Origin of the sequence: Lentzea aerocolonigenes (assembly GCF_000955955.1) — a bacterium.
In the GTDB taxonomy this organism is placed as follows: domain Bacteria; phylum Actinomycetota; class Actinomycetes; order Mycobacteriales; family Pseudonocardiaceae; genus Lentzea; species Lentzea aerocolonigenes_A.
This window is the reverse complement of the sequence record NZ_JYJG01000150.1, coordinates 1-12378: the sequence shown is the minus strand read 5'-3', so window position 1 is coordinate 12378 and position 12378 is coordinate 1. Positions and strand designations below refer to the sequence as shown.

Sequence of the window (12378 nt, the reverse complement as noted above, 5' to 3'; positions counted from 1 at the left end):
GGTACTGCTCGCCTGCGGCATCGCTTGATAGGTGCTCGATGGGGGGCTAGGACGTGGATCACGTCCGAATGCACTAGCTAAGGTATGCCTTAGTTAAGTTAGGGTTACTTTGGCTGCTGGTGCTTCGGGAGGATGCGATGGAACCGGTTTTAGACCTGGCCGGGATCGGCTTCGGGCCGTCCAACCTCGCTCTCGCGATCGCCGTTGAGGAGCATGCCAGGCCCGTGCGGGCGCGGTTCTTCGAGCGGCAGCGGCAGTTTGGGTGGCATCGGGGGATGCTGCTCGAGGACGCGACCATGCAGGTGTCGTTCCTCAAAGACCTGGTGACGCTGCGCAACCCGACGAGCACCTTCAGCTTCCTCTGCTATCTGCGGGATCGCGGGCGGTTGATCGACTTCGTCAACCACAAGAACCTGTTTCCGCTGCGCAAGGAGTTCCACGACTACTTCGAGTGGGCGGCGGAGCAGGTTGGGCATCACGTGTCGTACGGGGCCGAGGTGTCGGCGGTGCGTGCGGAGGGTGATGGGTTTGCGTTCTGTGCTGGTGGGGAGACGGTTCGGGCGCGGAACCTGGTGTTGGCCACCGGGCTTGAGGCGAACTTGCCTGAAGGGGTTGAGGCCGGTGAGCGGATTTGGCACAACAAGGACCTGTTGACCAAGGTCGACGGACTCGAGGAGCCCCGGCAGGTTGTGGTGGTGGGGGCTGGGCAGAGTGCGGCTGAGGCTGTGGCGTTCTTCCACGACCGGTTCCCCGGGGCTGAGGTGCACGGGGTGTTCGCGCGGTATGGGTACAGCCCTGCCGACGACAGTTCGTTCGCGAACCGGATCTTCGATCCTGCTGCCGTGGATGAGTTCTACGGAGCGCCGGAGGAGGTCAAGCAGCGGCTGATGGGCTACCACGCCAACACGAATTATGGGGTGGTGGACGGGGAGCTCATCGAGGAGCTGTATCGGCGGGTGTACCGGGAGAAGGTTGTGGGGCGGCAGAGGTTGTTGCTGCACAACACTTCTCGGTTGACGGACGTGAACGCGGACGGCAAGTGCGTGATCGAGTCGTTGGCCGATGGTGGGCGGGTGCCGGTTGATGCGGACGTGATCGTGTTTGCGACTGGGTATCGGCCGGCTGATCCGGTGCGGTTGCTCGGGGAGCTTGCTGGGCGTTGCGAGCGGGATGAGCGTGGGCGGTTGAAGGTGACTCGGGACTACCGGGTGGTCACCGATGACTCGGTTCGTGGCGGGATCTATTTGCAGGGCGGTACTGAGCACACGCATGGGATCACGTCGTCGTTGTTGTCGAACACGGCGGTGCGGGTGGGGGAGATTCTCGAGTCGGTGGTGCGGCGGGTGCGGCAGGCCGAGCCGAGGCTTCAGGCAGTCAAGTGAAGGAAGGAAGTGTCATGACCAACCCGTTCGAGGACCCGCAGGGGCGGTTCTTCGTGCTTGTCAACGAGGAGCAGCAGCACTCGCTGTGGCCGACCTTCGCGGAGGTGCCTGCCGGGTGGACGAAGGTTTTTGGTGAGGACGACCGCGAGGCGTGCTTGGCGTACGTGGAGGAGAACTGGACGGACCTGCGGCCCGCGTCGATCAGGTGAGGTAGTCGGCGAAGGTTCGTTTGCCGACTGCGCGGTCCGGGGTGAGGTTGCCGCCCGCGCGGTAGGCGCGGTAGGTGGCTCCTGGCACCTTCAGGGGGATGAGTGTGCGGTGTTTTCCCGTTGCGGCTAGGTAGGTTCGGGCGAAGTCGATCGCTTCGTGGATCTCGGGGCCGCCCATTTCCGGGGCCAGGCCCGCTGGGGCGGCTTGGGCCAGGGTGGCCAGTTCCAGGGCCACCTCGGCCTCGTCGATCGGCTGGAAGCGGAAGCCCGGGACTGGCATCAGCGGGAGTTTGGACGTGCGGTCGAACATCTTGCGCAGCAACGAGTGGAACTGCGTGGCGCGCAGGATGGTGTGCGGGGTGGCTGAGTCGATGATCAAGCGTTCGGTCAGCAGTTTTTGCTTGTAGTAGGGGAGCGGGACCTCGTTGCAGCCGACGATCGAGATGTAGACGAGGTGCGCGGGTTTGGCTGCGAGTACCGCTTTGGCCATGGCCACCTCGTGGCGGAACGACGTGGCGCAGTGCACGACCACGTCTGCTCGGAGGGCGCCCAAGCCCTTGCCGCGCAACAGGTCAGTGCCGGTGGAGCGGGAGACCGGGCGGGCTCCTGGCAGCGCGGCTACTACGTGGCGGCCCAGTGCGCCGGTGCCGCCGGTGACTACGAAGGTCATGCCTCCACCCTGGCACGGTGGTAGTAGGCCAGCACTACGGTGCCGGTGACTGCGGCGATTGCGCTGATGACCAGGCCCGCTTGCGACAGTGCGCTCATGCCTGTGCCTTCGCCCACCAGTTTGATGCCGATCCAGGCGGCGACGATCGGGTTGACCACGGTCTGGCCCGCCACGACGAGGTCGGGTGGGCCGGCGGCGTAGCCGAGTTGGATGAACCAGGCGCCGGTCAGGAACGCTACGGCCAGGCCGGTCAGCGAGATCCATTCGATGATCGGCAGGGAAGTGGTCACGTCCCGGACCAGGACCGCTACCAGGCCGTAGAGGATGCCCGCGCCCATGGCCAGGGCGAAGGCGCGGATCGTGCCCGTGGTGAAGGTCGCGGCGACCACGCAGACGAGCACGCCCGCGACCACCAGTTGGCCCGCTTGCAGGGCGACTTTGGGGGAGACGACCGTGGGGACGGCCTGGCCCGCGGTGATGGACACGAAGACGACGATGCCGGCGGTGGCGACGACTACGGCGACGGCCAGCAGGCCGGTCAGCTTGTGGGCGCGGGCCACGGCGATGATCGGGATGGCCAGGGCGTTCAGCGGGGCGACCACCGAGACCGGGGCCAGCGCCAGGGCCAGGACCTGCAGCATTGCGCAGGCGACCAGGATCAGGAAACCGTAGACCCAGCGTCTCGACGTGACCAGGCGGTGGGCCTGGGTGAGTTTGAGGCCTGGGGTTTCGCGGACGCCGGCGTGTTGCAGCATCGCGCCGAGTGCGCCGCACCCGGCCGCGAGCACCGCGCACAGGATCGCGATCCCGACCACGTGCCAATCGTACGCTCGCGCTGCTATGGTTCATTACATGAGTAACGAACCAAGGAAGTAAGCCCATGTTCGACGACCGGAGTCCGATCTACCGGCAGATCGCCGACCGGATCAAGGCGGACGTGCTCAGCGGGGCGTTGAAGGGCGACGAGCAGGTCATGTCGACCAACCAGTACGCCGCCTACTACCGGATCAACCCGGCGACCGCGGCCAAGGCCTTTCAGCAGCTCGTGGACGAGAAGGTGCTCTACAAGAAGAGGGGGATCGGGATGTTCGTGAGCACGGAGGCTCGCGACATGCTGCGAGCACAGGGGAGGGAGACCTTCTTCGGCGAGGTCGTCGACCCGATGGTGGCGGAGGCGCTGGCGATCGGCATTCCGCTCGCGGACGTCATCCGGCGGATCGAGCAGCACGAGAACGGGGGCGTGTGATGCGGGTTGACGTGCGTGGGCTGTCGGTGCGGTACGGGTCGGTGGTGGCCGTCGACGACATGAGCTTCTCCTTGAGCGGCAACAAGATCTACGGGCTGCTCGGACGCAACGGGTCCGGCAAGACCAGCTTGATGTCGGCGCTGGCCGGGTATCGCAAGCCGCTGGGGGCGGTGACTCTGGACGGCGCGCCGGTGTTCGAGAACGCCGATGCGATGCGCCAGGTCTGCTTGGTGCGCCACACCGCCGACGCCGCGGACAAGGGTGACAAGGTCTCGTACGTGCTGGAGTACGGGGCGGCGTGGCGGGAGACGTGGGACAACTCGTACGCGCTCTCGTTGATCGACTTGTTCAGGATTCCGTTGAAGAGCAAGGTCAGCGCGCTGTCGCTGGGGCAGCGGTCGGCGCTGGGCGTGGTGATCGGGCTGGCGAGCCGGTCGCCGTTGACGATGCTCGACGAGTCGCATCTGGGCATGGACACGCCGACGCGCTATGCGTTCTACGACACGCTGCTCAACGACTTCATGGCGCACCCGCGCACGATCATCATCTCCACGCACCTGATCGAGGAGCTGTCCTCGTTGCTGGAGGAGGTGGTGATCATCGATTCCGGGCGGTTGGTGTTGCAGGAGGAGGCGGACGTGCTGCGGTCGCGCGGCACCGAGGTCACCGGGAATGCCGGTGACGTCGACGAGTTCACGGCTGGGTTGACGGTGCTGAGCGAGAAGTCGTTGGGGCGCACCAAAGCCGCGATGGTCTACGGCGCGTTGGACGACTCGCGGCTGATCCGTGCGCGGCAGCTCGGGCTGGAGCTCGGGCCGATCGCGTTGCAGGACCTGTTCGTGCACCTCACCGAGCCGGTCGGGGGGAAGCTGTGAAGATCTTCCGGCACCTGACGACGACGCTGGTCACGTACGGCGCGATCGTGGCCGCCTGCGTCTTCCTCATGAACCTTGCCGTGGCGTTCGTGATCTCGACTTTCGCCGAAGTCTCGTTCAGCGGATGGATGCTCGTCACCGTGCAGATCGCGCGCTGGTTCGTGCTGTGGGTGGGCGTGTACACGATCCACAACGTGCTGCCGATCGCGGTCGCGCACGGACGCACCCGCCGCGAGTTCCTGGTCGCGGCGACCGGTTTCACCGCGGTCTTCGCTCTGGCGATGACGTTGCTGACGTGGCTCGGGTTTCTCGTCGAAGGTGCCGTCTACGCCCTGATGGACTGGAAGTCCACCCCGCACGGGTCGCCGCTCGCGTACTTCCTGATGTTCCTGGTGTGGTGCGCGGTCGGCATGTTCGTGACGGCGGCGTTCGACCGGTGGGGCTACGGCGGTGTTCTCACGTTGCCCGTCGGACTGGCGCTGGTGCTCGTGCCGGGCATCACGATGCCCGGCACCGGGGACATGCCGTTCGTCAGGGACCTCCCACTCGCGCTCGGCGACGGCTGGCACGTGGTCTCGGTGTTCGCGTGGGTGGCCGCCGTGGGCGTCACCTGGGCGATAGGACGAGCCATGCCGGTGCGAGCTAAGGCTGTGTGAGGGTCAGCTCGGCTGCGCGGTGCTGTTCCATCAGTTTGACGACCTCGGCGGTCGGCGGGTGGGTGATCGCGGTGCCGGCCGAGCGCAGGACCTCCAGCTGTTCGGTGAGGTGCGCGTGCACGAACTGCTTGCGCGCGTCCGGGCTGGTCGCGGCTAGCTGGATCTCCGCATCCGTTGGCATGCCTGGCATGTCGTGCCCGGCGTGGTTGTTGACGTACGGCGCGTCGAGGAGCTTGCGGAGTTCGGCGATCTCGGTCTTGCGGTTCTCGACGAGCTCTGGGGTGTCGACGAGTTTGAGCGCTTGTTCGTCGGTGGCGATCGAGAGCTCGACGAACGCGCGTTCCGTTGCGCCGTAACCGTTCTGGGGTGGCGTTGGGGGTGGAGCCTGCTGGCAGGCCGTGAGAGTCAGGCCTGCCAGCAGGAGCGCTGCTATCCGTGGTTGCCGGCGTGGTCGCACTTCATCACCACGTTGAGGCAGTTGCGGACGCGGCGTTCCATCTCGGCGCGCGGCCACACGTTGAAGAAGTCGCCGTGCATGGTTTGGCCTGTGCCGGAGGAGAGCCTCAGCCCGGCAGGGTTGCCGTTGACCGGGTAGCGCAGGACCATCCGCAGTTTCGGCACCGGAACCGGGTGGGACGAGGGACATCCGCCCGCCACCGGGTACGACATGTGGGACTTGTGGTCGGCGCTGTCGAGGTCGCGGCCGTTCCAGCACTGCGGGAAGTCCAGGTAGGTCTCCAGCATCGTGCCGGCCGGGCACTCGACGAAGTTCTTGGACGGGTTGACGTGCCCCGCGTGCAGGCACGACCAGCGCGCGATGCTGTCGGCGTCACCGGTGGCCTTCGCGTTGCCCGCCACGATCTTCAGCCCGTACGGCGTCGGCTGGATTCCGGCCGGGTTGTTCACGCCCTCGCCCAGGTAGTAGAAGGTGATGCCGGTCGGGGCGATCTCGGTGTCGTTCCGGTACATCGTCGGCACCCAGTAGGAGGAGATGTCGACGGCCGGGTCGCAGTTGCCGGTCTGGCCTTCGAGGGACTGCTGGGTGGAGCGGGCGTTGGTCGAGTGGTTGCCGAAGAAGTCGTGCGAATGCGAGGCACCGGCCAGGTTCGGCAGGACGATCGGGTCGTCCGGCAGGCGGTGGCTGAGCTGGCAGTCCGCGACGAACTCGGCGACGCGAATCGGTTCTCCTTGTGCCGCAACGGGGATGCTCAGTGTGGCGGCGATCATGCTCAGGACGGCGGCTAGCTGTAAGGCTGGCTTCCTCATTGAAGCTTTCCTCTCCGCAGCAGGATTGGGGAGAGCGCTCTCACGCAGGTTGAGCATGGCGCAAGGCAACTTTCGTCGTCAATCCGCAAGAAACGTTCAGTAGTACCGGTTTTCTTGACATCGCGTGCCTGTTGCGATGACGCTCGGGGTCGGAGGGCGCTCTCACGGTCCCGTTCTCCGGCTCCAGGAGCACACCCATGTCAAGACGACTCCCCATGGTCGCCGCGGCACTGACCGCCGCCGCGCTGATCGTCCCGGTACCGGCGCAAGCAGCCGGGCCACTGATTTCCCAAGGTCGTCCGGTCACCGCTTCCACCAGTGAGAACGCCGTGTTCGCGGCCACCGCCGCGGTCGACGGCGACCTCGGCACGCGGTGGTCGAGCGAGTTCCGCGATCCTCAGTGGATCCAGATAGATCTCGGCACCACCGCGAAGGTCGACCAGGTGACGCTGGCGTGGGAGACCGCGAGCGCCAAGGCGTACACACTCAGCATTTCCCAGGACGGCAACACCTGGCAGGAGCTGCGCCGGACGACCACCGGACCGGGCGGCACCGAGACGCTCGCCGTCAACGGTCAGGGCCGGTACGTGCGGCTCGACCTGACCCAGCGCGCCACGCAGTGGGGTTATTCGCTGTGGGAGTTCCAGGTGTTCGGTACCCGTGACACCGGGAACGCCGAAACCCTGCTCTCGTACGGCAAAACCGGTTCAGCGTCGACGTTCCAGGACGACGGCGCGTGCCCGCAGTGCACGCCGGCCAAGGCGTTCGACCGGGATCCCGCGACCCGGTGGGCCACCAGCGCGACCAACGGCTGGGTCGATCCCGGCTGGATCTCCGTCGATCTCGGCGCGACCGCCACGATCTCGAAGGTCGTGCTGCAGTGGGATCCGGCTTATGCGACGGCTTACAAACTGGAAGTGTCCGACGACAACGCGAACTGGCGCGAGATGTACTCGACCACGACCGGACGCGGGTTCAAGGAGACGCTGACGGTCAGCGGCACCGGCCGGTACGTGCGGATGTACGGCACGGCCAGGTCGAACGGGTACGGCTACTCGCTGTGGGAGTTCCAGGTCTACGGCACCGGCGGCAACCCGACGCCCGCGCCACCGTTGCCACCGAATCCGACGTTCCCAGGCCGGTTGGTGTGGTCGGACGAGTTCAACGCCGCGGCCGGCACCGGGCCGGATGCCTCGAAGTGGCAGCCGGAGATCGGTCCGGGCGTGAACAACGAGCTGCAGTACTACACGAACAACAACAACGCCCGGCACGACGGCAACGGCAACCTGGTGTTGCAGGCTCGGCGGGAGGTCACGCCGGGCAGCGCGTGCCCGGTCGACCCGGTCAGTGGCAGCGGGACGTGTCAGTACACGTCGGCTCGACTGAACACGCACGGCAAGTTCGACTTCACCTACGGCCGGGTCGAGGCGCGCATCAAGGTGTCGTCCACGCAGGGGCTGTGGCCGGCGTTCTGGTTGCTGGGCGCGGACTTCTTCGACAAGCGCACGCCGTGGCCCGCGTGCGGCGAGATCGACATCATGGAGCACGTCGGCAAGGAGCCGAACAACGTCTACTCGACGCTGCACGCGCCCGGCTACTACGGCGCGGGCGGGTTCGGGTCGCCGCTCAACCTCGGGCAGCCCGCGTCGAGCGCGTTCCGGACGTTCGCGGTCGAGTGGGACTCCAGCCACATGACGTTCAGCGTCGACGGGAACAGGTTCTTCACGGTCGACCGTGCGCAGCTGGAGTCCACGCGCGGGCCGTGGGTGTACGACCACCCGTTCTTCATCATCCTCAACAACGCGGTCGGCGGCGACTGGCCCGGCCCGCCCGGAGCCGGGACGCAGTTGCCGCAGGACATGATTTTGGACTATGTGAGGGTTTACCAGTGATCGATGCTCGCGTGGGCGGGTGGGACGCAGGTCTCGCCGCAGGCCACCGTGCTGGACCAGGTCAGGGTGTACCAGTGATCGAGACGCGGGCCGGCGGTGAGACGTCGAACGCCTCGCTGACCGCTTCGACCTCGATGCTCGCGGTTTCACCTGTGTTGAGCAGGATCGCCGGCACGAAGTACGCGTCGTTCGTGGTGCCACCCAAGAAGATCCGCTCGGTGCCGGTCCACTTGTAGACCCGGTACTGCCGGACCGGACCGGGCGCGCGCGTCCAGGTGAGCCGTGCCGACACCGTCGTGGTGCTGGTGCGGCTCACCTGCTCGACCTGCACGCTCGACGGCGCGACCGGGGGAGTCAGCACCGGGTTCGTGACGCCGATCCGTCCGATCGACGCGGTGATCGGGCCACCTGGCAGCACCCGCAGCGAGATCTCGGTCAGCGTGGCACCTGCGTGCTCCGCGAGCGGGAACACGCTGCGCCGCCAGGCACCCGAGAACCCGCCGAGGTCCAGGACCTTCTCCGTGGTGCCGATGCGCAGGATCGCCTGCAGCCGGGACGGGCCGACGCCGGTCCGGTGCACGATCTCGAACTGGCTGTTTCCGGTCAGCTTCAACGACGTCGCGAACAGCCGGACGTCGTTGGCGGACACCGGAGTGCCGGTGATCTTGAGCGCGGTGCCGCCGTCGTACGGGTCGTCCCAGTCGAGTGACGGGGTCACCCTGGTGCCGGCACCGGTGACGCTCCACCGCCAGGTCGGCAGCACGTCCTGCAGCGACAGGTTGTTCCAGGCCTGCGTCGACCGCACCGCGCCGCCGATCGCGAACTTCTTGCCGTGGCCGGTGTTGAAGTTCGTGACGAACGGCAGGGTCGTGATCGGCGTCAGCTCGGTGATGTAGTGGGCGATGCCCTTCCACGCAGCCGTCGTGGTGGTGTTCGACGGGTCACCGTTCTGGCCGACCCAGAACCGGTTGTCGCGCGAGTAGAAGTCGGCGGGGCTGGAGGCGGACTTGAACGTCCACTCCGGACGGTAGAAGCCGAGCGAGGTGGTGTGCGGCTTGCCTTCGGGGAAAACCGAAGCCCAGCCGACGCTCGTGTTGTAGCCGTTCGCCTCGACGTCCACGCCGGACACGAGGTCGTACGGGCTGCGGTTCATCTGGCGGGCCAGGGTTGCCGAGTTCGCCAGACCCTGCGTGCTCCACCAGAAGTTCAGGAACATGTCGTCGGACTGTTCGAAGAACATCTTGTTCCGCGCGGTCAACGCGTTCTGCCAGGAGACGCTGCCGGAGTCGGTCATCGCGTCGTACCAGATGACCCGCAGCCCGCTCTTGCGCATGTACACGATGAAGTCGCGCATGTCGTTCGCGAGCTGGGTGTTGCCGCCCGCGGTCTCCTGGTTGAGGAACCAGCCGTCGAACCCGTAGTGCTTCGCGACCTGGATCATCTTGTCCGCCACCGGGAACCGGTCACCCTCGCGCTTGACGAAGTCGCGGACCCACTGGATCTGGCCGCCGTACGCGGTCGGCGGGAGGAACACGTTGCCGATCACGCGGACACCGTTGCGGTGCGCGGCATCGGTCACGGTCGGGTTCGGCGCCAGGATCAGGCCCTCGGACGCGGAACCGCCCCAGAACACCAGCTCGTCGATGTACTGCCAGTAGTTCGTGGCGTAGTAGTTCATGTCGAGCGAGCCCTGCGACGGGTTGTTGCTCGTCGGCGCGTACGCCACCAGCGCCTGCACCCGCGCCTCGCCGGTGTGGGCGTGCGCATTGGCCGGTCGGACCGGGACGACACGCTTTGCCAGCGGTACCGTGCTGCGGTTGTACCGTGCGTCCCGGTCCGTCGTGGGATCCCAGTCGAGGATCGTCGCGGGGTGCCAATAGGACGCATGGGGTTGGGCGACAGCCTCGGCGGCTGAGGCAGGAGTCTCGGTCAGCAGACTGGTCAAAGCCGCCGTCGAGCTCAGAACGAGGAACTGTCTCCGAGTGGCCACGCGATCACCCTTGTGCGCCACGAGATTCGCCGTATACCGCCTCTACGGTGACTAGATCGGACGACAATTCCTCGATCTGCTGCGCTGTGTAACCGAGTTCGGTCAAGATCTCCGCGTTGTGCTCACCCAGGCACGGCGCATGCCTCCGAACGGACGCAGGCGTGTCCGAGAAGCGGACAGGCGGCGGCACAACGCGAATCGTGCCCTCGGTGGGATGCTCGGTCGTGTCCAATTGAGACACCGCCTCCTCCAGCGACGTCACGCGTCCGAACGGGATGCTGTACCGGGAACACAGCTCCTCCCACTCGTCGGTCGTGTGTTCCAGGGCGAGCTCCGCCATCAGTTCGTAGAACTCCTCGAAGTTCTCGTACAGCGCGTCGGGGTTGTCGAACCGCGGATCCACGGCCAGTTCCGGACGTCCGGCCACGGTGAAGAAGTCCGCGACGTTGCGCGCGCCGTAGGTGGCGATGCACGCGTAGCCGTCCTTGGTGCGGACCGCGCGGTGGTTCGGCTGCAACGACCGTGCGAACCCCAACGGGCCGTGGGAAGGCACGTAGGTCTCGCCGCCGAGGTGTTCGAGGAGGTTGAACGCCAGCATCGTGTCCGTCATCGGCACCTCGACGTGCTGGCCGCGCCCGGTCCGTTCCCGGTGCATCAACGCGGCCAGCACGGAGTACGCGATCGTCAGCGAGCTGACCTTGTCCGCCAGCACGGTCGGCACGTAGTCCGGCGAGCCCGTGGCCCGCAGCATCAGGTCCACGGTCCCGGACGCGCCCTGCACGATCTCGTCGTAGGCGGCCCGGTCCCGCAGCTCCCCGGAGAATCCCTGCGCCTGGCAGTAGACGAGCCGGTCGTGCTTGATCGCCGAGTAGTCGAGCCCGAGCCGTTCGAGCGCCTGTGGACGCAGGTTGGTGACGAGCACATCGGCTGATACGACCAGATCGCGGAAGATCTTCTTCCCGCGTTCATCCTTCAGATCGACGGCGATCGACCGCTTGTTGCGGTTGAGCGCGAGGGTCAGCGAGCTCATGCCGGCGTGCTTGTACGGGGGAGGCACTCGCAGCGAGTCTCCGGACGGGGACTCCACCTTGATCACATCGGCGCCGAGGTCGCCGAGGATCTGGGTCGCGTACGGGCCCATCACGACCGTCGAAAAATCGATAACACGAATGCCGTCAAGAGCACCATCCATGTGGCCGAACCCTACTGAGGCTACTGAGCGGTAGCGTTAACACCGCTCTTACATCGAGTTCTGGCAGCAATTGGTACCCCTGCAACCAATTGAGGTGGATTCGTCGTGCGCATCAAAGTCGTGCTTGCGGCGCTCGTCCTGGTTCTGATCCCAGGCACTGCGAACGCCGCAGCCAACCCCTACGAACGCGGCCCGGCACCCACGGCCGCCTCCGTCGAGGCCTCCCGAGGCACCTTCGCCGTCACGTCCGCGGCCGTCGCCCGTCAGTCGAACTTCGGCGGCGGCACGGTCTACACCCCGACCAGCGACCTCACGTTCGGTGCGGTCGCCATCTCGCCCGGTTTCACCGCCACCCAGTCGTCCGTCGCGCACTTCGGCCCGCGGCTCGCGTCCTACGGGTTCGTGGTGATCACCATCAACACCCTGTCCACCTGGGACGACCCGGACAGCCGGGGCGCCCAGTTGCTCGCCGCACTCGACTACGTGGCCCGCACCAACCCCCGCGTCGACGCCTCGCGCCTCGCCGTGATGGGCCACTCGATGGGAGGCGGCGGAGCGTTGCGCGCCGCCACCAGCCGTCCCACGCTCCAGGCCTCGATCCCGCTGGCCGGCTGGCACACCACCAAGAGCTGGCCGGGAATCAAGGTGCCGACCATGTTGCTCGGCGGCCAGAGCGACCCGACCGCTCCCGACTCCCAGCACTCGATCCCGTTCTACAACTCGATCACGGCCGCGCCGGACAAGGCGTTCCTCGAACTGCGCGGCGGTGACCACTCGGATCCCCGCAGCGACAACGTGACGGTGCGGAAGTACACCCTGTCGTGGCTCAAGCGGTTCGTGGACGACGACCTGCGCTACGACCAGTTCCTCTGCCCGGCCCCGACGCCGAACACGCTCATCTCGGCCTACAAGGACACCTGTCCGCACGCGTGATGACCTGAGGGTGCTGTGCCGGCGCGCGACAGCCCGGCACAGCGTCCCTCCGAACGATGAAGGGAAC

General features: G+C 66.5%; 13 protein-coding genes. 7 read left to right on the top strand and 6 right to left on the bottom strand.

From position 1 onward, the window contains the following. Window positions 1-137: 137 nt before the first annotated feature. Both UK23_RS21885 and UK23_RS21880 read left to right on the top strand, forming a co-directional pair. Entirely contained in the window at window positions 138-1382 is a 1245-nt protein-coding gene (locus tag UK23_RS21885) for a lysine N(6)-hydroxylase/L-ornithine N(5)-oxygenase family protein (protein WP_045313451.1), read from the top strand. Window positions 1383-1396: 14 nt separating this feature from the next. Continuing rightward, on the top strand, window positions 1397-1591 hold the full coding sequence (locus UK23_RS21880; RefSeq protein ID WP_045313450.1) for an MbtH family protein: 195 nt from the start codon (window positions 1397-1399) through the stop codon (window positions 1589-1591). Here UK23_RS21880 and UK23_RS21875 read toward each other — a convergent pair. Then, entirely contained in the window at window positions 1584-2261 is a 678-nt protein-coding gene (locus UK23_RS21875; RefSeq protein ID WP_045313449.1) for an SDR family oxidoreductase, read from the bottom strand. The genes UK23_RS21880 and UK23_RS21875 overlap by 8 nt on opposite strands. Next, a complete protein-coding gene (locus UK23_RS21870) occupies window positions 2258-3076 on the bottom strand; it encodes a hypothetical protein (RefSeq protein ID WP_052684924.1) in 819 nt (272 codons plus the stop codon). The genes UK23_RS21875 and UK23_RS21870 overlap by 4 nt, the downstream gene beginning before the upstream one ends. Window positions 3077-3141: 65 nt before the next feature. On the opposite strand from UK23_RS21870, the gene UK23_RS21865 reads away from it, so the two are divergent. Genes UK23_RS21865 through UK23_RS21855 form a run of 3 tightly spaced genes read left to right on the top strand, consistent with a single transcriptional unit; the run spans window position 3142 to window position 5038 of the window. After that, the gene (locus tag UK23_RS21865) at window positions 3142-3507 is read left to right on the top strand and encodes a GntR family transcriptional regulator (RefSeq protein WP_045313448.1); all 366 of its coding nucleotides are present in this window, start codon (window positions 3142-3144) and stop codon (window positions 3505-3507) included. Next, on the top strand, window positions 3507-4382 hold the full coding sequence (locus tag UK23_RS21860) for an ABC transporter ATP-binding protein (RefSeq protein WP_045313454.1): 876 nt from the start codon (window positions 3507-3509) through the stop codon (window positions 4380-4382). Before UK23_RS21865 ends, UK23_RS21860 begins: the two co-directional genes overlap by 1 nt. Then, window positions 4379-5038 (top strand): hypothetical protein, encoded by a 660-nt coding sequence (locus UK23_RS21855; protein WP_045313447.1) that lies wholly within the window; start codon window positions 4379-4381, stop codon window positions 5036-5038. Before UK23_RS21860 ends, UK23_RS21855 begins: the two co-directional genes overlap by 4 nt. On the opposite strand, the gene UK23_RS21850 is transcribed toward UK23_RS21855, so the two are convergent. Both UK23_RS21850 and UK23_RS21845 read right to left on the bottom strand, forming a co-directional pair. After that, a complete protein-coding gene (locus UK23_RS21850) occupies window positions 5025-5495 on the bottom strand; it encodes a hypothetical protein (protein WP_045313446.1) in 471 nt (156 codons plus the stop codon). The genes UK23_RS21855 and UK23_RS21850 overlap by 14 nt on opposite strands. Continuing rightward, window positions 5468-6265 (bottom strand): DUF1996 domain-containing protein, encoded by a 798-nt coding sequence (locus tag UK23_RS21845; RefSeq protein ID WP_196777817.1) that lies wholly within the window; start codon window positions 6263-6265, stop codon window positions 5468-5470. Before UK23_RS21845 ends, UK23_RS21850 begins: the two co-directional genes overlap by 28 nt. Window positions 6266-6501: 236 nt before the next feature. Here UK23_RS21845 and UK23_RS21840 point away from each other — a divergent pair, with 236 nt between their 5' ends. Beyond that, on the top strand, window positions 6502-8196 hold the full coding sequence (locus UK23_RS21840; protein WP_045313445.1) for a discoidin domain-containing protein: 1695 nt from the start codon (window positions 6502-6504) through the stop codon (window positions 8194-8196). Between the two features lie 61 nt (window positions 8197-8257). On the opposite strand, the gene UK23_RS21835 is transcribed toward UK23_RS21840, so the two are convergent. Both UK23_RS21835 and UK23_RS21830 read right to left on the bottom strand, forming a co-directional pair. Further along, window positions 8258-10186 carry an endo-beta-N-acetylglucosaminidase gene (locus UK23_RS21835; protein WP_045313452.1) on the bottom strand — a complete coding sequence of 643 codons (1929 nt, stop codon included), beginning with the start codon at window positions 10184-10186 and terminating at the stop codon, window positions 8258-8260. Between the two features lie 4 nt (window positions 10187-10190). Next, a complete protein-coding gene (locus UK23_RS21830) occupies window positions 10191-11378 on the bottom strand; it encodes a CaiB/BaiF CoA transferase family protein (protein WP_045313444.1) in 1188 nt (395 codons plus the stop codon). A 105-nt stretch (window positions 11379-11483) separates the two neighbouring features. Here UK23_RS21830 and UK23_RS21825 point away from each other — a divergent pair, with 105 nt between their 5' ends. Further along, entirely contained in the window at window positions 11484-12311 is an 828-nt protein-coding gene (locus UK23_RS21825; protein WP_045313443.1) for a dienelactone hydrolase family protein, read from the top strand. Window positions 12312-12378 lie beyond the last annotated feature (67 nt).

What these genes read in the sequence shown, in the direction of transcription:
- UK23_RS21885 (WP_045313451.1), top strand. Translation starts at nt 138, where the DNA reads ATGGAACCGGTTTTAGACCTGGCCGGGATCGGCTTCGGGCCGTCCAAC.
- UK23_RS21880 (WP_045313450.1), top strand. Translation starts at nt 1,397, where the DNA reads ATGACCAACCCGTTCGAGGACCCGCAGGGGCGGTTCTTCGTGCTTGTC.
- UK23_RS21875 (WP_045313449.1), bottom strand. Translation starts at nt 2,261, where the DNA reads ATGACCTTCGTAGTCACCGGCGGCACCGGCGCACTGGGCCGCCACGTA.
- UK23_RS21865 (WP_045313448.1), top strand. Translation starts at nt 3,142, where the DNA reads ATGTTCGACGACCGGAGTCCGATCTACCGGCAGATCGCCGACCGGATC.
- UK23_RS21860 (WP_045313454.1), top strand. Translation starts at nt 3,507, where the DNA reads ATGCGGGTTGACGTGCGTGGGCTGTCGGTGCGGTACGGGTCGGTGGTG.
- UK23_RS21845 (WP_196777817.1), bottom strand. Translation starts at nt 6,265, where the DNA reads ATGATCGCCGCCACACTGAGCATCCCCGTTGCGGCACAAGGAGAACCG.
- UK23_RS21840 (WP_045313445.1), top strand. Translation starts at nt 6,502, where the DNA reads ATGTCAAGACGACTCCCCATGGTCGCCGCGGCACTGACCGCCGCCGCG.
- UK23_RS21830 (WP_045313444.1), bottom strand. Translation starts at nt 11,378, where the DNA reads ATGGATGGTGCTCTTGACGGCATTCGTGTTATCGATTTTTCGACGGTC.